This window comes from Agromyces sp. NSFZ (assembly GCF_056156205.1).
This window is the reverse complement of record NZ_CM149585.1, coordinates 4,058,751-4,081,607: the sequence shown is the minus strand read 5'-3', so window position 1 is coordinate 4,081,607 and position 22,857 is coordinate 4,058,751. Positions and strand designations below refer to the sequence as shown.

Annotated in this window: 20 protein-coding genes; 4 read left to right on the top strand and 16 right to left on the bottom strand. The window is 71.7% G+C overall.

Features of this window, described 5'->3' with window-relative positions:
- Positions 1 to 4: 4 nt before the first annotated feature.
- Positions 5 to 1,033: a glycosyltransferase family 4 protein gene (locus ACVFI9_RS19405; RefSeq protein WP_474763813.1), complete on the bottom strand. Its 1,029-nt coding sequence runs from the start codon at positions 1,031 to 1,033 to the stop codon at positions 5 to 7.
- Between the two features lie 203 nt (positions 1,034 to 1,236).
- Between ACVFI9_RS19405 and ACVFI9_RS19400 the strand changes: the two genes are divergently transcribed.
- Together ACVFI9_RS19400 and ACVFI9_RS19395 are read left to right on the top strand one after the other, a co-directional pair.
- Positions 1,237 to 2,349: a PqqD family peptide modification chaperone gene (locus ACVFI9_RS19400; protein ID WP_474763812.1), complete on the top strand. Its 1,113-nt coding sequence runs from the start codon at positions 1,237 to 1,239 to the stop codon at positions 2,347 to 2,349.
- 171 nt (positions 2,350 to 2,520) lie between these two features.
- On the top strand, positions 2,521 to 3,042 hold the full coding sequence (locus tag ACVFI9_RS19395; RefSeq protein WP_474763811.1) for a hypothetical protein: 522 nt from the start codon (positions 2,521 to 2,523) through the stop codon (positions 3,040 to 3,042).
- A gap of 80 nt (positions 3,043 to 3,122) precedes the next feature.
- Here ACVFI9_RS19395 and ACVFI9_RS19390 read toward each other — a convergent pair whose 3' ends face one another.
- Genes ACVFI9_RS19390 through ACVFI9_RS19375 form a run of 4 tightly spaced genes read right to left on the bottom strand, consistent with a single transcriptional unit; the run spans position 3,123 to position 9,608 of the window.
- On the bottom strand, positions 3,123 to 4,253 hold the full coding sequence (locus ACVFI9_RS19390; protein ID WP_474763810.1) for a glycosyltransferase: 1,131 nt from the start codon (positions 4,251 to 4,253) through the stop codon (positions 3,123 to 3,125).
- Positions 4,250 to 6,415 carry a glycosyltransferase family 4 protein gene (locus ACVFI9_RS19385; RefSeq protein WP_474763809.1) on the bottom strand — a complete coding sequence of 722 codons (2,166 nt, stop codon included), beginning with the start codon at positions 6,413 to 6,415 and terminating at the stop codon, positions 4,250 to 4,252. Before ACVFI9_RS19385 ends, ACVFI9_RS19390 begins: the two co-directional genes overlap by 4 nt.
- Positions 6,412 to 7,578, bottom strand: coding sequence for a glycosyltransferase family 4 protein (locus ACVFI9_RS19380; protein WP_474763808.1), 1,167 nt, complete (start codon positions 7,576 to 7,578; stop codon positions 6,412 to 6,414). Before ACVFI9_RS19380 ends, ACVFI9_RS19385 begins: the two co-directional genes overlap by 4 nt.
- The gene (locus ACVFI9_RS19375; protein ID WP_474763807.1) at positions 7,575 to 9,608 is read right to left on the bottom strand and encodes a glycosyltransferase; all 2,034 of its coding nucleotides are present in this window, start codon (positions 9,606 to 9,608) and stop codon (positions 7,575 to 7,577) included. The genes ACVFI9_RS19380 and ACVFI9_RS19375 overlap by 4 nt, the downstream gene beginning before the upstream one ends.
- 78 nt (positions 9,609 to 9,686) lie before the next feature.
- Here ACVFI9_RS19375 and ACVFI9_RS19370 point away from each other — a divergent pair, with 78 nt between their 5' ends.
- Entirely contained in the window at positions 9,687 to 10,367 is a 681-nt protein-coding gene (locus ACVFI9_RS19370; RefSeq protein WP_474763806.1) for an arsenate reductase/protein-tyrosine-phosphatase family protein, read from the top strand.
- Entirely contained in the window at positions 10,364 to 11,536 is a 1,173-nt protein-coding gene (locus tag ACVFI9_RS19365) for a glycosyltransferase (protein WP_474763805.1), read from the top strand. The genes ACVFI9_RS19370 and ACVFI9_RS19365 overlap by 4 nt, the downstream gene beginning before the upstream one ends.
- Before the next feature lie 24 nt (positions 11,537 to 11,560).
- Here the strand turns inward: ACVFI9_RS19365 and fdxA are convergent, their stop codons facing one another.
- The 11 genes from fdxA to ACVFI9_RS19310 all read right to left on the bottom strand — a co-directional run bounded on the left by fdxA (position 11,561) and on the right by ACVFI9_RS19310 (position 22,853).
- Positions 11,561 to 11,878 (bottom strand): ferredoxin, encoded by a 318-nt coding sequence (gene fdxA, locus ACVFI9_RS19360; protein WP_474763804.1) that lies wholly within the window; start codon positions 11,876 to 11,878, stop codon positions 11,561 to 11,563.
- The gene (locus tag ACVFI9_RS19355; protein ID WP_474763803.1) at positions 11,875 to 13,329 is read right to left on the bottom strand and encodes an FAD-dependent oxidoreductase; all 1,455 of its coding nucleotides are present in this window, start codon (positions 13,327 to 13,329) and stop codon (positions 11,875 to 11,877) included. Before ACVFI9_RS19355 ends, fdxA begins: the two co-directional genes overlap by 4 nt.
- Positions 13,326 to 14,114: a uroporphyrinogen-III C-methyltransferase gene (gene cobA / locus ACVFI9_RS19350; RefSeq protein ID WP_474763802.1), complete on the bottom strand. Its 789-nt coding sequence runs from the start codon at positions 14,112 to 14,114 to the stop codon at positions 13,326 to 13,328. Before cobA ends, ACVFI9_RS19355 begins: the two co-directional genes overlap by 4 nt.
- Positions 14,111 to 15,046 carry an ABC transporter permease gene (locus ACVFI9_RS19345; protein ID WP_474763801.1) on the bottom strand — a complete coding sequence of 312 codons (936 nt, stop codon included), beginning with the start codon at positions 15,044 to 15,046 and terminating at the stop codon, positions 14,111 to 14,113. Before ACVFI9_RS19345 ends, cobA begins: the two co-directional genes overlap by 4 nt.
- The gene (locus tag ACVFI9_RS19340) at positions 15,036 to 15,803 is read right to left on the bottom strand and encodes an ABC transporter ATP-binding protein (protein ID WP_474763800.1); all 768 of its coding nucleotides are present in this window, start codon (positions 15,801 to 15,803) and stop codon (positions 15,036 to 15,038) included. The genes ACVFI9_RS19345 and ACVFI9_RS19340 overlap by 11 nt, the downstream gene beginning before the upstream one ends.
- 8 nt (positions 15,804 to 15,811) lie before the next feature.
- On the bottom strand, positions 15,812 to 16,930 hold the full coding sequence (locus ACVFI9_RS19335; protein WP_474763799.1) for an ABC transporter substrate-binding protein: 1,119 nt from the start codon (positions 16,928 to 16,930) through the stop codon (positions 15,812 to 15,814).
- Entirely contained in the window at positions 16,927 to 18,360 is a 1,434-nt protein-coding gene (locus tag ACVFI9_RS19330; RefSeq protein ID WP_474763798.1) for a sulfate adenylyltransferase subunit 1, read from the bottom strand. The genes ACVFI9_RS19335 and ACVFI9_RS19330 overlap by 4 nt, the downstream gene beginning before the upstream one ends.
- A 65-nt stretch (positions 18,361 to 18,425) precedes the next feature.
- A complete protein-coding gene (gene cysD / locus ACVFI9_RS19325) occupies positions 18,426 to 19,436 on the bottom strand; it encodes a sulfate adenylyltransferase subunit CysD (protein WP_474763797.1) in 1,011 nt (336 codons plus the stop codon).
- The gene (locus ACVFI9_RS19320) at positions 19,418 to 20,173 is read right to left on the bottom strand and encodes a phosphoadenylyl-sulfate reductase (RefSeq protein ID WP_474763796.1); all 756 of its coding nucleotides are present in this window, start codon (positions 20,171 to 20,173) and stop codon (positions 19,418 to 19,420) included. Before ACVFI9_RS19320 ends, cysD begins: the two co-directional genes overlap by 19 nt.
- Positions 20,170 to 21,900 carry a nitrite/sulfite reductase gene (locus ACVFI9_RS19315; RefSeq protein WP_474763795.1) on the bottom strand — a complete coding sequence of 577 codons (1,731 nt, stop codon included), beginning with the start codon at positions 21,898 to 21,900 and terminating at the stop codon, positions 20,170 to 20,172. The genes ACVFI9_RS19320 and ACVFI9_RS19315 overlap by 4 nt, the downstream gene beginning before the upstream one ends.
- Positions 21,901 to 22,088: 188 nt before the next feature.
- Positions 22,089 to 22,853 (bottom strand): sirohydrochlorin chelatase, encoded by a 765-nt coding sequence (locus ACVFI9_RS19310; protein ID WP_474763794.1) that lies wholly within the window; start codon positions 22,851 to 22,853, stop codon positions 22,089 to 22,091.
- Between the last annotated feature and the right edge of the window lie 4 nt (positions 22,854 to 22,857).

Below are 22,857 nucleotides of genomic sequence, written 5' to 3'. Positions count from 1 at the left end.
TCGATCAGGCGAGCGACGCCCACACGCGGGCATGTCCCTCGGCGCACCGTTCCCACGTGAAACGGGCGGCTCGCTCGCGCGCCGCCCGCACGAGCGCACCGGTCGAGTCGCCGCGGATCGCGTCGAGCAGGCCCCCCGCGATGCCTCCGCCGGTCGGGTCGACGAGGATGCCGGTGTCTCCGACGACCTCGGGCAGCGAGCTCGTCATCGCGGCGACCACGGGCACGTTCGCCGCCATCGCCTCGAGAGCGGGCAGTCCGAATCCCTCGTAGACGGAGGGCACCACGACGGCTCGCGCCGATGCGACGAGGCCGGGCATGACCTCGTCCGGCAATCTGCCGGCCAGCACGACTCCAGGCATGCCGTTGAAGAGGTCATGACGTCGGCGGTGCGGCGGCCCGGCGAGCACGAGACTGAGACCCGGTCGTTCCCGGCGCACCAGCGGCCACGCCTCCGCGAGGGCCTCGAGGTTCTTCCGACGGGATGCCCCGCCGGCGTGCAGGACGTACTCCTCGGGTATTCCGAGTGACCGGCGGATGTCGCCCGAGAGCGGCGCCGCGTCGAAGAATCGATCCTCGACGCCGTTGTGCACCACGTGGGGATCGGTGATCCCGAGCAACTCGACAGCCTCGCGGGCGCTGAACTCCGACACGCAGATGACGGCAGCGGCCCGTCGCGCCTCCTCGATCGCAGCAGGCACGGGCGGCGATTCGTCGGGAAACCGCCACGCGACGACATCGTGGATCGTGATCACATCGGCGCCCGGGCCGGGCGGCAGCTCGAGGTTCATGCGGTGCGTGACCGTGTCAGGGCCGTAGAGGAGTCTTCCGAGGCTCCGACGCATTCCGGCGGATGCCGCGACGACTCGCCTCACCGGCATACGACGGTTGCCGGGAAGCTTCGAACGGAGTGAGCGGGCAACGATTCGACGAATCTCCCATTCACGGTCGTCGACGCTCTGGAGTGCGTCGGCGGCGCGACCGGCGACCTGCTCCTGGTAGAGCTGCGCTCCCATGGGGCTGTCGGTCGCCATGGTCGCAATCGTCAGCCTCAGGCGTGCGACATCTGGACCGATGATCGCCTCCTTGCGCTCGTCAGGCGGGCATGCGGTACCAAGACTAGATGAACGGGCCACCCGGCGCTCCGACAGTGGCCGCAGACGACCATGATGGGCACACGGGCGAGTAGGCTCCCAATATGCCAACTGCCTTCGACGTGCGTGCGCTGGCGAGCACGGTGCGCATCGAGCTCGACGACTCGTTGAGCACCGCCGACCAGGAGCGGATCAAAGCGCACTGGACCGACCTCGCCCACGATGGTGGTGGCGATCCCATCCGAGTGGTCCGAGCCGGCCTCCGTGATCACTCAGTCCGATCCCGCGATGCCTACGCGATCCGTGCGGACTCGCCTGAGGCGCTCGCCCAGCGCATCACCTCGGAGGTGACGGTCGGAGCCATCGGCGGGCTTCGCGGCGAAGCGCTCATGCTCCATGCCAGCGCCGTCGCCCTCGACGACGGGCGCGTGATCGGCTTCGTCGGGCCGTCAGGCCGCGGGAAGACCACGGTGGCCCAGGTGCTCGGCAGCACTTACGGCTACGTGACCGACGAGACGCTGGCGGTGCTCGGCGACGGTTCGGTCGTCCCCTACCCGAAGCCGCTGTCGATCGGCGTGCGGCCTGATGTGAAGGTCACGGAGCCCGCCTCGACGCTCGGTCTGCGTGGGGCACCGGTCGGCGGCCTTCGCCTGGCGGCGCTCGTGCTGCTCGACCGGCGGCCCGATGTCGAGCAGCCGTTCGTGGAATCAGTGCCGCTCATCGAGGCGTTGTCCGAACTCGTCCCGCAGACGAGTCACCTTTCGTCGCTCGAGCGGCCGCTCCGCACCCTGCTCGAAGCGATCCTCACGACGGGCGGCTTGCGCCGGGTCGTGTATTCCGAGGCGTCGTCCCTGCCGCCCGTCATCGATGACGTGCTTCGAATGGTCGACGCTGAAATGCCGATTCTCACGGACGTCCCGAAAATGTCCCAACGCGACTGCGATTGCTCCTCGCGTCGTGATGTGGGAGCATCTGATGCTTCACCGCTTGCGCAACCTGGTGCGCATTGGCGGGGGACCTATATCGACGCACTTCTTGTGGATGAGTCCCTGATCGTTCTCGTCTCGGGTCGTGTCGTCGTGCTCGCGGGAGTCGGTCCGACCCTCTGGCTCGCCGCCGACGGTCTCACCAAGGCGGAGTTGGAGGAGATCGCGCGGCGAGAGCTCCCTGAGCCGCCGCCCGGCGTGGACGTCGCCTCGGTCATCTCCGATGCCGTGGAGAGCCTCATCGAGACCAGAGTGCTCGTCCGCACGTGACTCGGAGCTCGCGCTCGCGGGGCGCTGAACCGCATTAAACTCCGCCGAGCCCCCCGAATGAGGGTGATCTCGAGATGTTCTCGCGCTCGACCTATGGAGCATGTAACCTCTAGAGTTGCCTGAGAAACTCTCGAACTTGCGATCACCCCACACAGCAGAGGAAGGCACGACATGAGTGACGTCGAAGAACAGAAGCCGGGAATCAGCCGGCGCACCGTCGCCAAGGCGATGGCTTGGGCGGTGCCCGCTGTTGCGATCGCAGCACCGGCACCCGCGTTCGCAGCAAGCTGCGTGCCCGACTTCTCCTTCAGTGGGGACAGCTGCAAGTGTCCCGGTGAAGGACAGAACGACAAGCAGTACCACCTCGGGATCTGCGTCACGAACGTGTGCGACGACGTGACTGTTCCGGGGTTCAACGTGTACGTCTGGGACATCGAGAACCAGTCGAACAAGCACTTGGTGCCTGCCAGCGGAGACTTCCCGGTCATCATTCCCATCACGGGCAATTCAGGCTGCTCGCCCCTGCAGGAGTTCGTCTGGCCCGAAGGCACGACCGGGAACTCGGCGAATGGGCTGTACGTGTGGTACACCATCGATGACCTGAACGAAGCCAATGCCGTGAAGTCCGAGCGAATCGACTCTCCGCCGGATTGCGACCCGGAGTCCGGGCTGTGTGGCGAGGAGCCCGCGTAGCCTGAGCACCTCAGCCAGAACGGTCACTCTGCCGTGACTCACGCCTGCTCGAGCGAGCAGGCGTGAGTCATTGCAGGAGGCTATCCTCGCGTCGAGGATTCAAGTCGTCGCACGGCCGCGGCCATGGCGGCGACACGCTCGCTCCAGTCCGCAACGAGCCCGTCGGCGCCCTCTGGGAAACGAGACGTCGCGGGCACCGCCGCGACGACCGCCGCTGCGAACGCGTCATCGGCAGCGATCGTGACGCGCGGGTCATCCGCGTCCCGGAACCCTGCGACAGGCGTCGACACCACGGGGCGGCCGACAGCCTGGTATTCGTAGAGCTTCAGCGGGTCGAGGCTGTCGGTGAAGGCAGTCACCACGTGGGGCACCACGAGCACGTCGGCGTGCTGCAGATAGCCGATGACGGCATCGCGCGGGCGCGGGCCGAGCAGCTGCACCCCCGCTTCGCGCAGCCGTACCGACTGCTCGACGCCGAGCAGATTCGGACCGACGAGCACGAGGGTGCCCGCCCTGCCGAGAGCGCGTGCGGTCGCCTCGCAGAGGCCGACATCGATGCGGTCCGGATGCACCGTGCCGAGATAGAGCGCCACCGGCCCCTCGGGCAGGTCCGTGGGCCGCGGTGCTGGGCGGCGGTAGCGATCTGCATCGACCCCGTTCGGGATGAGCACGACGGGCCGGTTCGCACCCTTGCGACGCGCCAACTCGGGTGAGCACACCACCACCTCACGGGCGAGATCGAGAAGTCGGGCCTCGTTCACCGCGGCACGCTGCCGCTCCGCGGGCGGTCGATCGGCCGCAAGCCAGTCGTCGGTGATGTCGTACAGCGTCGGCCAGCCCGACCGCTCGGCGAGCATGACCGCGCCGGGATCATTGATCCAGAGCAACGGCTGTCGCATGCCGATCGAGTCGGCCGCCCGCGTCACGGAACGCGCGAGACGTTCATCGGCGCGGGCGTCGAGCCGACGTGGCAGCCACTTCACGGGCCGCACCGTGAAGAGCCGGCCGGGCGCGACCTCCGGGATCTCCTGCACCCCTCGCGCGAACGATGGGCGCCGGCCCGATCGCAGGTCGTGCGTCGGGTCGGCAGGCGGCTCGACGAAGAGCACGCGCAGGGAACCATCCGATCGCAGCAGGCCTGCGACGAGATGCTGGTTGCGGCGCCACACGTCGTCCCACGCCTCGAGCGAGATCACGACGAGGTCGGTCATCGCGCGCCTCGATAGACGGCTTCCGTCGCCCCCGACTGCTTGCGCAGCGAGAACTCCTGTTGCTGACGCCTGCGCGCCGCGAGCGACACGGCGTTGCGGCCGGGTTCGTCTTCGGCCAGCGATCGCAGATTGCGGGCGGCCGTGTCGACATCGCCGGGCGGGAACATCGTGCGCTGGTCGAGTCCGGCGAGCACGTCGAGATGCCCGGCGGCGCCTGCGCCGATGACCGGGACTCCGCCGGCCATCGCCTCCAGAAGCGTCAGCCCGAGCCCCTCGACCGGGCACGGTGCGATGAGCATGCCGGCGCGATCCAAGACCTCAGGCAGGTCGGCGCGGTATCCGAGGAACCGGGTCGTGTCGCCGATTCCGAGTTCGTCCGCGAGCCGTTCGAGCGCGGTGCGCTCAGGACCGGCACCCGCGATCTCCAAGGTCCAGCCGTCGTCGGCCAGCCCGGATGCCGCGAATGCACGAATGCCCACATCGGTGCGCTTCTCTGGCTGCAGTCGCTGCGCGATGAGCACGACACGTTCCCGCAGGGCGATGTCGCGCAGCGGCCGGTTCTCGACGCCCGTGTGGACCACGGTGCTGCGTCCGTCGACGGCGGCGGCGACGGCCCGGCTGATCGCGATCTGCCCGTCGAGGCGCCGCCGTACGAGCATGCCGATCGGCACCGGCCCCACGCGGCCGCGGGCCTTCGCGAAGTGCCGGGTTGCGACGACGATCGGCCGGCGTGCCCTGCGGGTGAACCAGAACGCCGCCGCCGTGCCGACATCCGCCGCCGTCATGTGCGTGTTGACCACGTCGAATTCGCGACCGAGTCGCCGCACGGCGCGCGTGACCTCGATGGTGCGCGCTGCGGGGACGTGACGGATGCCGGCCGCGTCGAGCCCCGGCCGCATGCGGTCGGTCGCGCCGCCGATCACCGTGACCGCATGGCCATCGGCCGCCTGCTGCACCGCGAGCCGGAGCACGAACTGCTCGACGCCGGAGAAGCCGTCGGAGCGGATCGCGTGGAGGATGCGCAGCCGCCCGCTCGACTCGGTCGCTCGCTCGGCCTGGATCGAATCGACGAGTTCGAGATAACGACGGGCGATGAGCGGCCAGGAGTAACGCTCCGCCGTCCGCCGTGCCCGCTCACGCCACGCGTCGAGCGGGTGGGCGGCGAGCTCCGCCAGCCGGGCGCCGAGCGCCGCGGCGTCGCGCTCGATGAGGAATCCGTTCTCGTCATCGACGATGAGGTCGGGGGCGAAGCCCACGCGCGTCGAGACCACCGGCAGGCCGCACGCGAGCGCCTCGAGCACGACGAGCGCGTTCGCCTCGTAGGCGCTCGGCAGCACGAGCACGTCGGCGGCCCAGAGGTACGGCACGGCGTCACGCTGCGTGCCGACGAAGACCACGCGGTCGTCGACGCCGAGCTCGTGTGCCCGCCCGCCCGATCGCCGGATCATGTCGGGCGAGCCGCCGACGACGAGGAGGGTGACCCCGGATGCCGCTCGCAGCGCCGCCATGGCGAGGGACAGACCCTTGCGCTCGAACTCGTGCCCGATGAACACGGCGACCGTGCGGTCATCGTCGATGCCGACGGCCGTACGGGCCGCTGTGCGCTCGGCCGGACCGGCCGGACGGAAGCGGTCGAGGTCGACGCCGTTCGGAATGACGTGGATCGGCGGGCGCACGCGACCGTACGTGTCGCGCAGCAGCTCCGCCTCGGTGCTCGTGAGCGCCACGATGGCCCGGTGGGTGCGGCCCCGGTAGCGGATCCGGTCGCGGGCCGCCGTGAAGAGGTGCACAGGATTGCGAACCATGCGCCACGCGTACCGGCCGCGGGCGCGCATCGCGGCCTGCAGCAGCCCGTGGTTGACGTAGACGTCGCCGGCCATGACGTCGTTGTGGCAGATCGACACCGCGTCGGGCCGGGCGGCGAGGAACCGGCGCGCGCGCCGGGTTCCGACGGTGCTGAACCAGACCACGTTCCGGGCGCGCGCGAGGCGCAGCCCGAAGGTCGTGCGGTGCGGTCGCGCCAGGTCGCATCCGGCGTAGGCTGCGGTGAAGCGCTCGACGGTCGCGCCCGCCGCTCGGAACTCCCGCTCGAGCGCGTGGGCGACGCCCGCGACGCCGCTGCCGGGCTCGATCGTCGGGGCGATCTGCACGATGCGGGTCATCCGCCCGCCCGTCCCACGAGGGACGCCTCCGACTCGCGTTCGGCGAGCAGTTCCTCGGCGAGGTCGAGATACCGTCGCGCGATCCGCGGCCAGTCGTACGGCTCGGCCGACGCGCGAGCCCGGCGGCGCCACTCGTCGAGCGTGGCGTCGTCGAGATTCGCGAGCTGCTCCATCCGCTCGCCCACCACGCGCGGGTCGCGTTCGACGAGGAACCCGTTCTCGCCGTCGACGATGATGTCGGGTGCGAATCCCGTCGACGTGGTCACCACGGGCAGCCCACTCGCCAGCGCCTCGAGCACCACGAGCGCGTTCGCCTCGTAGGCACTCGGGAACACGAAGAAGTCGGATGCCGCGAGGAACTGCGTCAGGTTGGAGCGCGGGCCGAGGAACAGGACGCGATCACCGACGCCGTGCTGCTTCGCCTCGTCGTACGCGTCGGCGATGATGTCGTCGTTGCCGCCGATGATCATGAGCAGCACGCTCGGCGCGTGCTCGAGGCCGCGAATCGCGTACGACAGGCCCTTGCGCGAGAACTCGTGCCCCACGAACACCGCGACGCGCTCCTCGGTGCCGAGCTTCAGCTCGTCGCGGGCGCGCCGTCGCTCCTCGGGCGTCGGTGGGCGGAAACGGTCGAGGTCGACCCCGTTCGGAATCACCACCACACGAGGGCGGACCGGGTCGTAGGTGGCGCGGAGGTCCGCGGCGTCCTGTTCCGACAGGGCGACGACCACGCGGTGCGTGCGGCCACGGTAGCGGATGCGGTCACGGAGGTAGATGAAGACGTGCACGGGATTGCGGTAGATGCCCCAGGCCGAGCGGCCGCGGGCACGCATCGACGCGAGGAGCACCCCGTGATTGACGTAGACGTCGCCCGCCATCACGTTGTTGTGGCAGATCACGAGCGCGTCTGGGCGTTCGGCGAGGAATCGCCTCGCCCGGAGCGTGCCGATGGTGCTGAACCAGACCATGCGCCAACCGCCGCGGATGCGGGCGAGCAGCGTGTACTTCGGCCACCTCACCGGTCGGTGGCGTAGGGCATCCTCGAAGCTGAACCGCTCGACGGTGGCGCCGAGGGCGCGGAGCTCGTGTTCCAGGTGCCACGCGACGCCCGCGACGCCGGTGCCGCGTCCGATGTTCGGCACGATCTGCACGATCCGGGTCATGCGGCTGCCGCCTCGCTCAGGAACTGCGACTCGACCCGTACCGGTCCGAGCCGGTACAGCGCCGCTCGACGCCGCGCGGCCCGGCCGCGCTCGCCCTGCAGCGCGACCGCACGGGCCGTCGCCCCGATGAGCTGGCCGAGCCTCGCCCACTGCCAGCCGAGGGTGCCGTAATGCTTGCGCAGGTAGCGCTCCTGCGATGCGTGGAAGTGCGCCTCGCGCCGGCGCGGGTCGCCGCCCGTTCCCGCGCCGACATGCACCGCGCGCGCGTCGGGCACGCCCGCGTGACGCCAGCCGAGCCGGTGCGCGCGGTAGGCCCAATCGGCCTCCTCGGCGTAGAGGAAGAAGCGCTCATCGAACTCGCCGACCTGATCGAGCGCCTCGGCGCGCAGCAGCAGCACCGATCCGATCACGTACGTCGGGTCGTGGCGCAGCCGGGCGAGCCCGAGCGCCTCGAGCCAGGTGCCTCCCGGCGATGGCAGCCACCAATCGATGCGGGCGACGTGTCCGTGTTCGTCGACCTGCGCAGGCCCGACGCTCGCCAGGTCGTCGCGCGCTCGCAGCGCCCGTTCGAGCACCGCGATGTCCTCGGTCGAGATCGCCGCGTCGGGGTTCAGGAGCAGCACGTCCGCCCCCGGCATGAGCCGGTCGCGCAACCCCACGTTCACGCCCGCCGCGAAGCCGCCGTTGCGCCCCGGGTCGACGTAGCGCACGCCGAGCTCGGCGCAGAGCGCCGCGATCTCGGCCATCGACGAATTGTCGACCACCGTGACCGGCAATGTGGCGACGGGCTCGATCGCCCGGCGCAGCAGCTCGGGGGCGCCGTAGGCCACGACGACGATCTCGACGCCGCGCTCGGCGGCGCCGGAGACGGCGCGGTCGGATGCCTGGTGCCGCGCCGATCGGTACAGCTCCAGGTACTCGCGCCCCACGGCATCCCACGTGCACGTCGCGGCACGCTCGAGCCCGAGCGCACGGAGCTCGGCGGCACGCGGCCCCCCGCCGCCCGCCTCGACGAGCGCCTCCGCGAGCGCCGCCGCGTCCCCGGCAGGCACCACGAGCCCCGCGCCGCCCACCACGTCGGGCAGTGCGCCGGCGTCGCTCGAGACCACTGGAACCCCGCAGGCCATCGCCTCGACGGCGACGCGGCCGAACTGCTCGGTCCACGACGGTGTCGGAAGCGACGGCACGGCGAGCACGTCGATGGTGCGGTAGAAGTCGACCACGGCGTCGGGATCGATCGATCCGATGATCTCGACGCGGTCGGTGACACCGGCCGCCGCGGCACGCACCCCCAGTTCTGGGGCGAGGGGCCCGGAGCCGGCGATCCGAAGTCGCAGCCGCGGATCGCGGGCCACGGCGTCGAGCAGCACGAGCACGCCCTTCTCGGGCACGAGGCGGCCGAGGAAGCCGATGATGATCCGATCGCTCCCTGAGCTCGTCGAAGGGAGCTCGCTGGGGGCGCTCGCTTCGACGAGCTCAGCAACCGAGGCATCCGCCGGCCGGAATCGCAACGCGTCGACGCCGAGCGGGATCACCCGCGCCCGCCCTGCGAAGCCCTTGTCCTCGACGATGCGTGCCGCCTCGGCGTTGCAGGCAGAGATTCCGGATGCCGCGCGCAGCGCCCACCGCTCGAACCAGCGGAACGGCGCCGGGTATCGCTTCCGCAGATTCTGGGCCGTGTAGAGCGCCACGGGTGTGCGCCGAGCGTGCCGCCGAAGGGCGCGCAGCAGCAGGATCTCTGCGGTCGCGAGGGCGAAGGGCTCCTCGTGCACGTCGATGACGTCGTACCGCTCGCCGAGCGCGCGCCAGATCGGACCCGGGTCGTAGAGGAAGAGCGCAGGGTGCCGGCCGAAGGTGCGCACGCCGACCACTCGCTCACCGTCGCGAGGCGCGAGCGTCACGGGCGTGCCGCCCGCGTGCCATCGCCTCGCGCTGAGCAGTGTGACCTCGACGCCGAGCGCGGTGAGCGCGCGCTCGCGACCTCGCCACTCGTCGACGACCGCGCTGTGCGAGACCCTGAGTGAGCGCACCTCACCTCCCTCGTAGACTCCTATGAAACCCTATCCGTGCAGTGGGCACGGACCAGCGGTGACCAGGAGGGTGACGCGGTGGATCGCGACGTGTTCACGGTGCTGGTCGTCTGCCAGGGCAACGTGAATCGCTCGGCGCTCGGTGCTGTGCTGCTCGATCGCTGGGCACACTGGTACCTGCCCAAGGGGGCTGCCGGTCACGTGCGCGTCACGAGCGCGGGCCTCGGCGCGCCGGTCGGCTCCGCGATGGGTCGCCGGTCGAAGGTCATCGCCCAAGCCCTCGGCGCCGACGGGTCGCATCATCGTGCCGCCCAGATCACCGAAGCACACGTCCGCGCGGCCGACCTCGTCCTCGTCTCCTCGCGTGACCAGCGCGACAGCGTTCTGAGTCTCGTTCCCGGCGCGCTCGTGCGCACGTTCACGATCCGCGAGGCCGGTCGAGTCGCCGCGGCACTGCCCGAATGGCCCGCCCCTCATTCCCTCGCCGAGCTGCGGGCGCGTGTGCTCGCCATCGCCGACAACCGCATCGCCGCCCGCGGCGGCGACGACGACATCGTCGACCCGCAGGGCAAGGACGACGAGGCCTACCGGCAGATGGCGCGCGAGGAGGTGCCCGCGCTCGCCGAGCTCGCCCGCGCGCTATTCGGCATGCCCCGCGCCGAGATCACCGCGTACCGTGAGGCCGTGGACGCCGCCGAGTACGTCTTCCCCGAGCGAGGGGCCGCGGCATCCGCACCGACCGACCGGCGCCAGGCGTGACCCTCCGCGTGCTGCACCTCGACCACACCACGGTCGGCGGCGGCGCAGAATACGCACTGCTCCGAATGCTCCGTGCCGGCCCCGGTTGGTCGCCATACCTGCTGCTCGCCCGATCACCCGACGGTGGTTTCGGCGTCTATGACGAGGTGCCGGCCAGCGTTCCGAGGCGGATGTCTGGGGTTCGCCAGCCCGCCGGTGCGAGTTCGGGCGGCCCGCGCGCGGCAGTCTCGACCGGCGCTCGCGTCATCGCGCAGGCCATCCTGACGAGGAGTTCGCGCGCGTTCGCGACCGCCGACCTGGTGGACGCGAACACGGCACGGGCGGCCGCCTACGGTGCGCTTGCCGCGCGCTGGTCGCGGAAGCCGTTCGTCGTGCACCTGCGCGACCTCGTCGATCCCGAGGCGCTGGGCCGCCCGGGGCATGCGCTCATGGTGCGCGTCGTGCTGCCGCGTGCCGACGGCGTGATCGCGAACTCGCGAGCCACGCTCGAGTCGGCGCGCCCGCACCTGCGGCCGGATGCGGTGGCGGAGGTCATCCCGAGTGCGTCGGGGCTGCGAGTCGGCGGGGCACTCGGCGAGCCGCTCACGCGAGCCTCAGCCGACCGCCCTCTCCGCACCGTCGGCATGCTCGCCCGCATCGATCCGTGGAAGGGGCAGCACCTGCTCCTCGAGGCGTTCGCCCGAGTCTTCCGCGGCCGGGACGTGCGCCTCCAGCTCGCGGGCGACGCGCCGTTCGGCCACGAGGACCACCTCGACGAGCTTCACCGCACCGCCGAGACGCTGGGCGTCGCGGATCACGTCGACTTCCTGGGGCACGTCGACGACGTCGACACGCTGCTCGCCGGGTGGGGCGTCGCGGTGCAGGCGTCGACCCGCGCCGAGCCGCTCGGCCAGAACGTGCTGCAGTACCTCGCGGCGGGTCGCGCCGTGATCGCCGCCGACGAGGGCGGCCCCGCCGAGTGGATCGCCGACGGCGTCAACGGCCTCCTCGTGCCACCGCGCGACGTCGATGCGCTCGCGGCGGCACTCGCCCGACTCGACGCGGATGCCGCCCTGCGCGCCCGGCTCGCGGCATCCGCCCCCCAGACGCCGGGCCTGCTCGACGACGTGGCGGTCACGCAGGCGCATCTCGAGTTCTACGGACGCGTCGTGCGGGCCAAGCGGGGCTGAGCCGCAGCACGCCGCAGCGTCCCCCTACGCCCGCACCGGCACTGCCGCCACGACCGGATGGTCGAACGCGAGCGCCCCGACCTTCGCCGCGCCGCCCGGCGATCCCAGATCGTCGAAGAACTCGACGTTCGCGCGGAAGTAGTCGCCCCACGCGTCGGGCAGGTCGTCCTCGTAGTAGATCGCCTCGACCGGGCACACCGGCTCGCACGCGCCGCAGTCGACGCACTCGTCGGGGTGGATGTACAGTGAGCGCTCGCCCTCGTAGATGCAGTCGACCGGGCACTCGTCGACGCACGCACGGTCCTTGACGTCGACGCATGGCAGCGCGATGACGTACGTCACGAGCCAACCAGCGTGCCGGCCCACGAGATCTCGACCTGCTCGTCGCGCGGCACGACCTTCACGCGCTCGCGTGCGACGTCGGCGTAGGCGGCATCCGTCGGCTCCCACCCCTCGCCGAGGCGGCGCTCGTGGGCGTCGAGCTCGAGCCATCCGGCCCAGGTCGTGAAGCGGATGCCTCGTGCCTCGAGCAGTTCGAGGACGTCCTCGTCCTCCCGGCTCCCTTCGACGGGCTCAGGGAGCAGGTCGGCCAGCAGGTTCGTGATCGTCTCGAGGGCATCGCCCTTCGTGTGCCCGATGAGACCCACGGGGCCGCGCTTGATCCAGCCGGTCGCGTAGAGGCCGGGGATCGGCGCGCCCGAGGCATCCGTCACCCTTCCGCCCTCGTTCGGGATCACGGCGCGCTCCGCGTCGAAGGGCACGCCGGGCACCGGTGAGCTCGCGTAGCCGACGGCGCGGTACACGGCCTGCGCGGGCACGTCGACGAACTCGTCGGTGCCCTCGACCGAGCCGTCGCCGACCGGGCGGGTGCGCTCGAAGCGCACGCCCTCCACGCGTTCGGAGCCGAGCACCTCGACCGGGCTGTGCAGGAAGTGCAGGTGCAGGCGGCGGGGTGCCGGGCCAGGCCCTTCGACAGGCTCAGGGACCCCTTCGGGCCGGCGCCAGCCGTTCAGCGTGCGGGTCATGACCTTCACCTGGTTGTTCGACGCGAGCAGCGCATCCGCGTGCGGGTCGCCGGCGGCGCGTTCGAAGTCGTCGTCGTAGACGATCACGTCGACGTCGGGCACCTCGCCGAGCTCGCGCAGTTCGATGGGCGTGAACTTCACGTGGCCGGGGCCGCGGCGTCCGAACACGTGCACGTCGGTCACGGGCGACACCTCGAGGCCGGCGAGCACGTTCGCGGGGACATCCGTCGTCGCGAGGTCCTTCGGGTGCTTCGCCAGCATGCGTGCGACGTCGAGCGCGACGTTCCCGTTGCCGATCACCGCGATCTGCTCGGCCTCGAGCGGCCAGTCGCGGGGCACGTCGGGGTGGCCGTCGTACCAGGACACGAAGTCGGCGGCGCCGTAGGACCCGGGCAGGTCGATGCCCGGGATGTCGAGCGGCGCATCGCGGAGCGCGCCCGTGGCGAGGATGACCGCGTCGTATCGTGCGCGGAGCTCGTCGACCGTCACGTCGCGGCCCACCTCGACGTTGCCGATCAGGCGGATGGTGCCTTCGTCGAGCATCTCGTGCAGCGCCGTGACGATGCCCTTGATGCGCGGGTGGTCGGGTGCGACGCCGTAGCGGATCAGGCCGTAGGGCGCGGGAAGCGACTCGAACAGGTCGATCGCGACCGTGGGATTCGGTCCCTGAGCCTGCCGAAGGGCGGTGACCTGGCGATTCAGGATGTTGCCCGCGTAGATGCCGGCGGGGCCGGCGCCGACGATCGCGACGCGGAGGGAGAGGGTCATCGGGCAGTGGCCTTTCGGTGTGGTTCGAGCGCTTCGGGGGCGTACGGGCTGAGGGTCACGACATCGCCGACCACGACGACGGCGGGCGAGCGGATGCCGCGGCGCGCCGCCTGGAGCGCGATCGTGTCGAGCGTCCCGACGGTCACGCGCTGGCGCGGCCCATAGCCGTCTTCGATGATCGCGACGGGGCATCCGCCGCCGCGCTCGCCGCGGGCGAGGGTGATCGCGGAGTTCGCGAGCGTGCCGATGCCCATGAGGAGCACGACGGTGTGGTCGCGTCCTCCGCCGAGCGACCGGATCTGGTCGTGGCCCGTGACGACGGTGAACGTGGTCGCGAGCCCGCGATGCGTGAGCGGGATGCCGGCGATCGCGGGCACTGAGATGGCGCTCGTGATGCCGGGCACCACGTCGACGTCGACGCCGTGGTCGCGGCAGAACGCGACCTCCTCGCCGCCGCGGCCGAAGATGAACGGGTCGCCGCCCTTCAGGCGCACCACCCGCCTGCCGTCGCGGGCGAGGGTGACGAGCAGCTGGTTGATGGCGTCCTGCGGCACGGCGTGGTGGCCGGGCAGCTTGCCGACGTCGACGACGTCGGCTCGTAGGTGCACACCGTCGGCCGCGAGGCCGTCGAGCACGCCCCGGGCGCCCAGCCGGTCGGCCACGATGACGTCGGCGGCCTCGAGGGTGCGGAGGCCGCGGATCGTGAGGAGGCCGGCATCGCCGGGGCCGGCGCCGACCAGGGTGACTCGCCCCGGCGCCTGAGCCTGTCGAGAGGCGCCGCTCATCGCGCACCTCCCTGCAGCAGGCCCCGGCGGCGGAGCATCCGGCGCTCGAGCGGCGCGAAGCACAGGAGCTCGATGAGGATCCCGATCGCGAGGATCACGAGGATCGTCGCGAGTACGCCCGCGAGGTCGGCGAGCTCGCGGCTCTGGTCGAGCATGGACCCGAGCCCGAAGCCGATCGTGCCGCCCGTCGCGATGATCTCGGCGGCCATGAGCGAGCGCCACGAGAACGCCCAGCCCTGCTTGAGTCCCGCGACGTAGCCCGGCAGCGCCGCGGGGAGCACGACGAGCGTGGCGAGGCGTCCGGGTCCGGCGCCGAGCACGGTGCCCACGCGGCGCAGCTGCGGCGGCACCTGGTCGACGCCCGAGATGAGGCCGTTCACGATGGAGGGCACGGCTCCCATGAGCACGACGAAGTACACCGTGGCATCCGTGAGGCCGAACCAGATGATGGCGGCCGGCACCCACGCGACCGACGGGAGCACCTGCAGGCCCGAGACGATGGGACCGATCGCGCGACGCAGGGGCCGTACTTCGGCGAGGAGGAGTCCGAGCGGGGTGCCGACGACGATGGCGATGAGGAAGCCCATGACGCCGCGTTCGAGGCTCGTCGTGACCGCGAGCTGCAACCGGCCCGACTCCCAGGCGCCGCCGATCGCGGCCGCCACGTCGAGCGGGCCGGGCGTCAGGTCGGGGCGGGGTTGGGCGATCGCGACGTACAGCTGCCACGCCGCGACGAGCGCGACGACGAAGACGATGGGCGGCACGACGCTCGTCGTGAAGCGCTTCCACGCGTTGGGGGCGCCGTCGCCACCGGTCTGCAACCGGTCGAGTCCCGCCTCGAGGCTGCGGAGGTCGTCGTCGTGGCTCCCTGAGCCTGTCGAAGGGGGTACGGTCGCTTCGACGGGCTCAGCGACCAGGGCGTCATGCGGCATTGCGGCGGATCTCCTTCCGCAGCTCGGTGGTGATCTCGATCGAGAGCGCGGCGACCTCCGGCGACTCGATGCGGCGGCCCTCGGTCTCGGCGATGCGCCACTCGCCGGCGACCCGGCCCGGGCGGCTCGACATGAGCACGACGCGCTGTCCGAGCCGGGCCGCCTCGCGCACGTTGTGCGTGACGAACACGATCGTGCGCCCGGTGCGGCGCCACACCCCCTCGAGCTCCTCGTGCAGGAGGTCGCGGGTGATGGCGTCGAGCGCGGCGAACGGCTCGTCCATGAGCAGCACGGGTCGGTCCTGCGCGAGCGCACGGGCGAGGGCGACGCGCTGGCGCATGCCGCCCGAGAGCTCGTGCGGGCGCTTCTCCGCGGCATCCGCGAGGTTCACCGTGTCGAGGAGCTCGAGCGCCTCGCCTCGCCGAACCGCGCGCGGGACGCCCCTGAGCCGCAGCGCGAGCTCGATGTTCTGCCGCGCCGTGAGCCATGGCATGAGCGCCGACTCCTGGAACATGACCGCCGCGCCCTGAGGTGGCACGTCGATCGTGCCGGTCGTAGGGCGGTCGAGCCCCGCGATGAGGTTCAGCAGCGTCGACTTGCCGCATCCGGATGCCCCGAGCAGGCAGACGAACTCGCCCGTCGCGATCGACAGGTTCACGTCGTCGAGCACGAGAGGGCCGGCGCCGAAGCGCTTGCCGAGTCGCTCGATGCGGATGGCGGTGCGGTCGCCCGTCCGGTCGTTCGTCTGCCCGCTCATGGCTCGTCCTACTCCTCGCCGAGGCCGCCCGCGGAGACCGGCTGGTTGCCGTCCGCCTCGAGCAGCGCATTGAGCAGCCGCAGGTCGAACAGCCCGTCGATCGACCCGTCCTTCTGCGTGCCGGCCTCGAGGCCGTTCTCGACGAGCGTCTCGAACGTCTCGGCGTGCGGGTCGACGTCGAAGACGACGTGCTCGAGAGCGCGGGTGATCACGGCGTCGGCGAGCGGCTTGCCGGTCTCGGCCTCGAGGGCGGCGTTGATGACGGCGGATGCCTCATCGGCATGCTCGTCGAGCCAGGCGACGGAGGCCACGTGCCCCTCGAGGAGTGCCTGCACCGTCTCGGGGTGCGTGGCCAGGAACTCGGCGCGCACGAGCAGCACCGTCGTGGGGAACGCGCCGTCGTCCCAGAGGTCTGCCTCGTCGACGAGCACGTGCGCGCCATGGCCGCCGTCGGCGAGGAGGCGCGACACCCACGGTTCGGGCAGCCAGGCGCCGTCGAGGCCGCCCTGCTGGAAGAGGGTGAGCGTCTGCGCGTTCTCGGTCGGGGTGATGTGCACCTCGCCGCCGCCGGTGGTGTCGGTCTCGAAGCCCTCGTCGGCGAGCCACGAGCGCAGCGCGACGTCCTGCGTGTTGCCGAGCTGCGGAGTCGCGAGCGTCGCGCCCTCGAGGTCGGCGGGACCGTCGATGCCCTCGCGCACGACGAGCGCAGCGCCGCCCGTGGCCGCGCCCGCGACGATGTGCGCCGACTGGCCGCCCGACTGGATGAACGTGTTGATCGACGGGTTCGGGCCGATGTACGTCGCGTCGATCGCGCCCGCCGAGAGCGCCTCGATCGCGGCAGGGCCGGCGTTGAAGACCTGCGTCGTGAGCTTCGTGTCGCCGAGCGCGTCGGCGAACAGACCCTCTTCGAGCCCCACAAGCGCGGGTGCGTGCGTGACGTTCGCGAAGTAGCCGAGGCGCAGCTCGTCGGCCGGGCCGGTCGACGCCGAGGCATCCGCCCCCTGCCCTGCGGCCGACTGGGGTGCGCAGCCGCTCAGCGCGAGCACCGCGGCCCCGACGATGGCCGCGGCGAGCATCATGCCGCCCACCAGGCCCAGGCGGGTACGGACGCGGGATGTGGCGTTCATGCTGCTGCTCCTTCGGTTCGGTCGGCGGGGTCGGCGGTCGGCGCTGCGGCCGCGGCGGGGTCGGTGACGATCGCAGCCGCGAGGGTCGCGCCGTCCTGCGGGTGGATCACGAGGAACGCGCCCGCCCGGCGGTGCCGGCCGTACGGCTCGACGGGCAGCTCGGCCGACAGCTTGAGGGCGACGTGACCGATGTCGTTCACCTCGAGACGGCCGGCGGGCTCCACGGCGAGCGTCGTGAGGTCGCGTCGGCCGTGCACGGCCGTGACGAGGGCCTGCACGGTCGACGTGCCCGACTTCACGATCACGCGCGCACCCGGCACGAGCGGCCTCGGGTCGAGCTGGAAGACGGATGCCTCGAGCTCGCGCCGAGCCGAGGGCAGCGATCCGGATGCCGCGATGACCGCGCCGCGCGCGGCGTCGAGCTCGTCGGCCAGCCTGAGTGCGACCGACTGCGGCGCCCATGCCGAGTCGAGCGCGACCGGTCCGGCGTCGATGCCGACCACGGTCGTGATCGCGCCGCTCGGGAACACCTGCACCTCGTCGCCGACGCGCACGGTGCCCGACGCGATGCGTCCGGCGAACGCGCGATGGTCGCGGTACGGCTCGGGGTCGGCGACGTCGTGTGCCAACGCACCCTGTGGACGGATGACGAGCTGCACTGGCATCCGGAACGCCTCGAGGTCGGACTCCAGCTCGTCGAGCGCCGGCAGCGACTCGAGCAGCTCGAGGAGGGCGGGTCCGTCGTACCAGGGCGTGTTCGCGGATCGCTCGACGACGTTGTCGCCCGCGAGGGCCGAGACCGGGATGACGTGCGCGTCGGGGAGACCGAGGTCGCCCACGAGCGCGGAGACCTCCGTCGCCACGGCCGCGAAGGCGGCCTCGTCGTAGCCGAGCAGGTCGATCTTGTTCACGGCGACGATCACGTGCGGCACGCGCAGGAGCTGCACGACCGCGAGGTGCCGGCGGGTCTGCTCGAGCACGCCCTTGCGGGCGTCGACGAGCACGACGACGGCGTCGGCCGTGGCGGCGCCCGTGACCATGTTGCGCGTGTACTGCACGTGGCCGGGGCAGTCCGCGAGGATGAACGACCGGCGGCCCGTGGAGAAGTAGCGGTAGGCGACGTCGATCGTGATGCCCTGCTCGCGCTCGGCGCGGAGGCCGTCGGTGAGGAGGGCGAAGTCGATCGCACCCGGCTCGCCCCCGAAGCCGCGCTCGGCCGACGTGCGCGCGACCTGCTCGAGCTGATCGGCGAGGATCGCCTTCGAGTCGTGCAGCAGGCGCCCGACGAGCGTCGACTTGCCGTCGTCGACGGAACCGGCGGTCGCGAAGCGGAACAGGGTGGTCTCGTGCGGCCCACCCCTCTGCCGAGTGTTACCGCCGGCGCCGAGTGATACCGATCCAGCGTTGACACTCGCGCGGGACGTTAACACTCGGGGGTCGGGTGGGTCGGGGAGTCGGGCGTCGGGTCGGGCGTTGGGTCGAGCGGTGTCGGTCATCAGAAGTACCCGTCCTTCTTGCGGTCTTCCATGGCAGCCTCCGAGATGCGGTCGTCGGCACGCGTGGCGCCGCGCTCGGTGAGGGTCGACGTGGCGACCTCGCGCACGACCTCGGCGACGAATGCCGCGTCGGACTCGACCGCGCCGGTGCAGCTCATGTCGCCCACCGTGCGATAGCGCACGACGCGGCGCTCCACGTGCTCGTCGGCGCCCGGGGGCGAAACAGGGCCGACGGCGCGCCACATGCCGTCACGCCGGTACACCTCGCGCTCATGCGCGTAGTACAGCGGCGGCAGCTCGATGCCCTCGCGCTCGATGTAGCGCCACACGTCGAGCTCGGTCCAGTTCGAGATCGGGAACGCGCGCACGTGCTGGCCGACGGTGTGCCGGCCGTTGTAGAGGTCCCAGAGCTCGGGGCGCTGGTTGCGCGGGTCCCACTGCCCGAATTCGTCGCGGAGGCTCAGGATGCGCTCCTTGGCACGCGCCTTGTCCTCGTCGCGGCGGGCGCCGCCGAAGACGGCATCGTGCCGGCCCGCCGCGATCGCGTCGAGCAGGGGCTGGGTCTGCAGCGGGTTGCGGGTGCCGTCGGCGCGCTCCTGCAGGCGGCCGTCGTCGAGGTAGTCCTGGACCCTGGCGACCTCGAGCCGCACCCCGAGGCGGGCCACCGTGCGGTCGCGGAAGTCGATGACCTCGGGGAAGTTGTGTCCGGTGTCGACGTGCAGCACCGGGAACGGCACGCGCGCCGGCCAGAACGCCTTGGTCGCGAGGTGCAGGACGACGACCGAGTCCTTGCCGCCCGAGAAGAGCAGCACGGGCCGCTCGAATTCGGCGACCACCTCGCGGATGATATGGATCGCCTCGGACTCGAGCGTGTCGAGTGCGCTCAGCTTCGGTGCCCCTGTTCCCTGAGCTCGTCGAAGGGAACTCGCCCGGAGGATCCGGCTCCCGTCGACAGGCTCAGGGAGTGACGCGGTGGTGATGGTCGTCTCGCTCACAGGTGCAACCCGCATTCCGTCTTGGCGAGGCCGGCCCAGCGGCCCGACCTCGGATCCTCGCCCGCGGCGACCGGCCTCGTGCACGGCGCGCAGCCGATCGAGGGGTAGCCGTGCGACATCAGGAGGTTCACGGGCACCTGATGCGCCCCCGCGTAGTCGAGCAGTTCGTCGAAGCTCCACGCGGCGAGCGGGTTCACCTTCACGAGCCCGTTCCGCTCGTCGTAGGTCACGAGCGGCGTGTTCGTGCGCGTCGGCGCTTCCTCGCGACGCACGCCCGTGAACCACACCTCGTAGTCGCCGAGCGCGCGATGCAGGGGCGCGACCTTGCGGCGTGCGCAGCACAGGCCGGGGTCGCGGGCGAAGAGCTCGGCTCCGAACTCGGCGTCCTGCTCGGCCACGGTCTGCTCGGGGAGCACGTCGACCACGCGCACGTCGAGCGCGCGGGCGACCTCGTCGCGCGTCACGTGCGTCTCGGTGAAGTGGTATCCGGTGTCGAGGAACAGCACGTCGACGCCGCGCAGGCGGGAGGCGACCACGTGCGGCAGCACGGCGTCGGCCATCGAGCAGGCGACGGCCGCGGCATCCGTGGCGAAGTTGGCGGCCACCCAGGCGACGACCTCGTCGGCGGATGCCTCGGGGCCGCCCTCGGGTGAGAGCAGCGCGTTGCCCTGCTCGGCGAGGACGCGCAGCTCGTCGGCGCTCCGGCGGCGGGTGCCGGGCGCGACCGTCGCTCCGAGGTTGCGAGCGCTCATCGCAGGGCCTCCTCGTCGGCGCGGTGCGCCCACTCGGCGAACGTCTCGGCGGCGGCCGCGTCGCGCTCGGCGAGGAAGCGGCGTACGACGCGCTCGACGTAGTCGGCGAGCCCATCGGCGGTGACCTTGAGCCCGCGCACCGTGCGACCGGTGCCCGCCTCCTCGCGCGTGGCCGAGGCCAGGCCGCCGCCGAGGTGCACCTGGAAGCCGGGCGTCTGTCCGCCGTCGCCGTCGGGGAGGAGCTGGCCCTTGAGTCCGATGTCGGCGGTCTGGATGCGAGCGCAGGAGTTGGGGCATCCATTCACGTGCAGGCTGATCGGGTGCGGCAGCTCGAGGCCGGCGAGCCGGGCCTCGAGGGCGATGACCGCGTCGGTCGCGGTCTGCTTGGTCTCGACGATCGCGAGCTTGCAGAACTCGATGCCGGTGCACGCGATGGTGCCGCGGCGGATGAGGCTCGGTCTCGCCTGCAGGCCCAGCGCGTCGAGCTCGGCGATGACCCGCTCGACACGCGACTCCTCGATGTCGAGGAGCACGAGCTTCTGGTGCGGTGTGGTGCGCAGCCGTGTGGAGCCGTGACGTTCGAGCAGGTCGGCGACGGCCGTGAGCGTCGAACCCGAGACGCGTCCGACGAACGGGGTGACGCCGATGTAGAACCGGCCGTCCTGCTGGCGGTGCACGCCCACGTGGTCGCCCTGTGCGCGCGGCTTCGACGCGGCGGGGCCGTCGGGCAGCGGGGCGCCGAGGTATTCGGTCTCGAGCACGTCACGGAACTTCTCAGCGCCCCAGTCGGCGACGAGGTACTTGAGCCGGGCCTTGTTGCGCAGGCGCCGGTAGCCGTAGTCGCGGAAGATCGACGTGACGCCGACCCAGACGTCGGGCACCTGCTCGGGCGCGACCCAGGCCCCGAGGCGAACGGCGAGGTGCGCGCTCGTGGAGAGCCCGCCGCCGACCCACAGGTCGTAGCCGACGCCGAACTCGGGGTGCTCGACGGCGACGAACGCGACGTCGTTGATCTCGTGCACGACGTCCTGGCTGGGGTGGCCGGTGATCGCCGTCTTGTACTTGCGCGGCAGGTTGGCGAACGACTCGTCGCCGATGTAGCGGCGCGAGATCTCCTCGATCGCCGGCGTCGGGTCGATGAGCTCGTCGGCCGCGATGCCCGCGACCGGCGAGCCGAGGATGACGCGGGGCACGTCGCCGCACGCCTCGGTGGTCTGCAGCCCGACCGCTTCGAGCCGCCGCCAGATCTCGGGCACGTCCTCGACGCGCACCCAGTGCAGCTGCACGTTCTGCCGGTCGGTGAGGTCGGCCGTGTCGCGGGCGAACTCGGTCGAGATCTCGCCGATGACCCGCAGTTGTTCGGTCGTGAGCTGCCCGCCGTCGATGCGCACGCGCAGCATGAAGAACTCGTCCTCGAGCTCGTGCGGCTCGAGCGTGGCGGTCTTGCCTCCGTCGATGCCCGGCTTGCGCTGCGTGTACAGGCCCCACCAGCGGAATCGCCCGTGCAGGTCGGTCGGGTCGATCGACGCGAAGCCGCCCTCGGCGTAGATGCGCTCGATGCGCTCGCGCACGGCGAGTCCGCCGTCCTCCTGCTTCCACACCTCGTTGGGGTTGAGCGGGGTCGTGCCGTCGATCTTCCACTGGCCGTGCGGACGCGCCGCCGGACGTGCGGCGCGCGCCGGGCGCGCTGGCGCGGCATCCGTCGCCCTCGGGGTGGTGATGGTCACGACGCCTCCTTCCTCATGCCGGTGCGAGATGCGCTCCGTGCGTGTTCGGTCGAAGCTAGGCGAGGTCGGCGACCCCCGACAGGGGGCCGTGTCATGCCCGGTCACGTCGTGTCGTATTGCGTCACACGGCGTCGCGACAGGTCACGCGGCTTGCGCGGCGCGAGTCGCGCCCGCCGCGTCGGCGTCGGTCAGCCGAGGCGAGCGGATGCCGCGGCGTAGCGTTCGAGCACGAGCTCGACGAGTTCGCGGGGCGCGGGTTCGTCGTCGACCAGGAGCGGACGCGCGGTCACTTCGGCGCCTGCGGCGCGCGCGAGGTCGTCGAAGTAGCCGGGTGCGAGCAGGTAGTTCGCGACGACGACGCGCGCACCCGGAGTTGCACTGCCGACGCGCACACGCGTCTCGGCGGCGGCAGCAGTGACGGCCTCGGCGAGGCGAGGCTCGGCCGCGGAGAGGAAGCCGATCGAGACCTCCCGACCGGATGCCGCGGCGAGCCGCCCGGCCATGTCGTGACAGTCATCGACGGCGCGTCGGTCGCTCGACCCCGCGACCGCGAGCACGACGCGGTCACCGTCGCGGAGCCCCGCCTCGACGAGCCGTCGGAGCAGCACCTGCGCGAGCCGGTCGTCGGGCCCGAGCGCGTCGGCGAGCACGATCGGCCGGTCGGATGCCGCGTCCTGCGCGGCCTCGGCGAGGTCGACGTGCACGTGGTACCCGGCCGACAGCAGGAGCGGCACGATCACGGCCGGTTCCCCAGGCCCGAGGGACGCGAGGGTCGCGGGCACATCGGGTTGCTCGACGTCGACGTGTCCGAGCCGCACGCGGGGTGGGGCCTCCGGATGCCTCGCCGCCGCGGCTGCGGCCACCGCCTCGTGCAGTCCGCGCACCGCGGCGCGGCCGGCCTCGGAGGAGGTGCCGTGCGAGATGCCGACGAGGGCTGGTGGCCGTGCGGTCATGCGT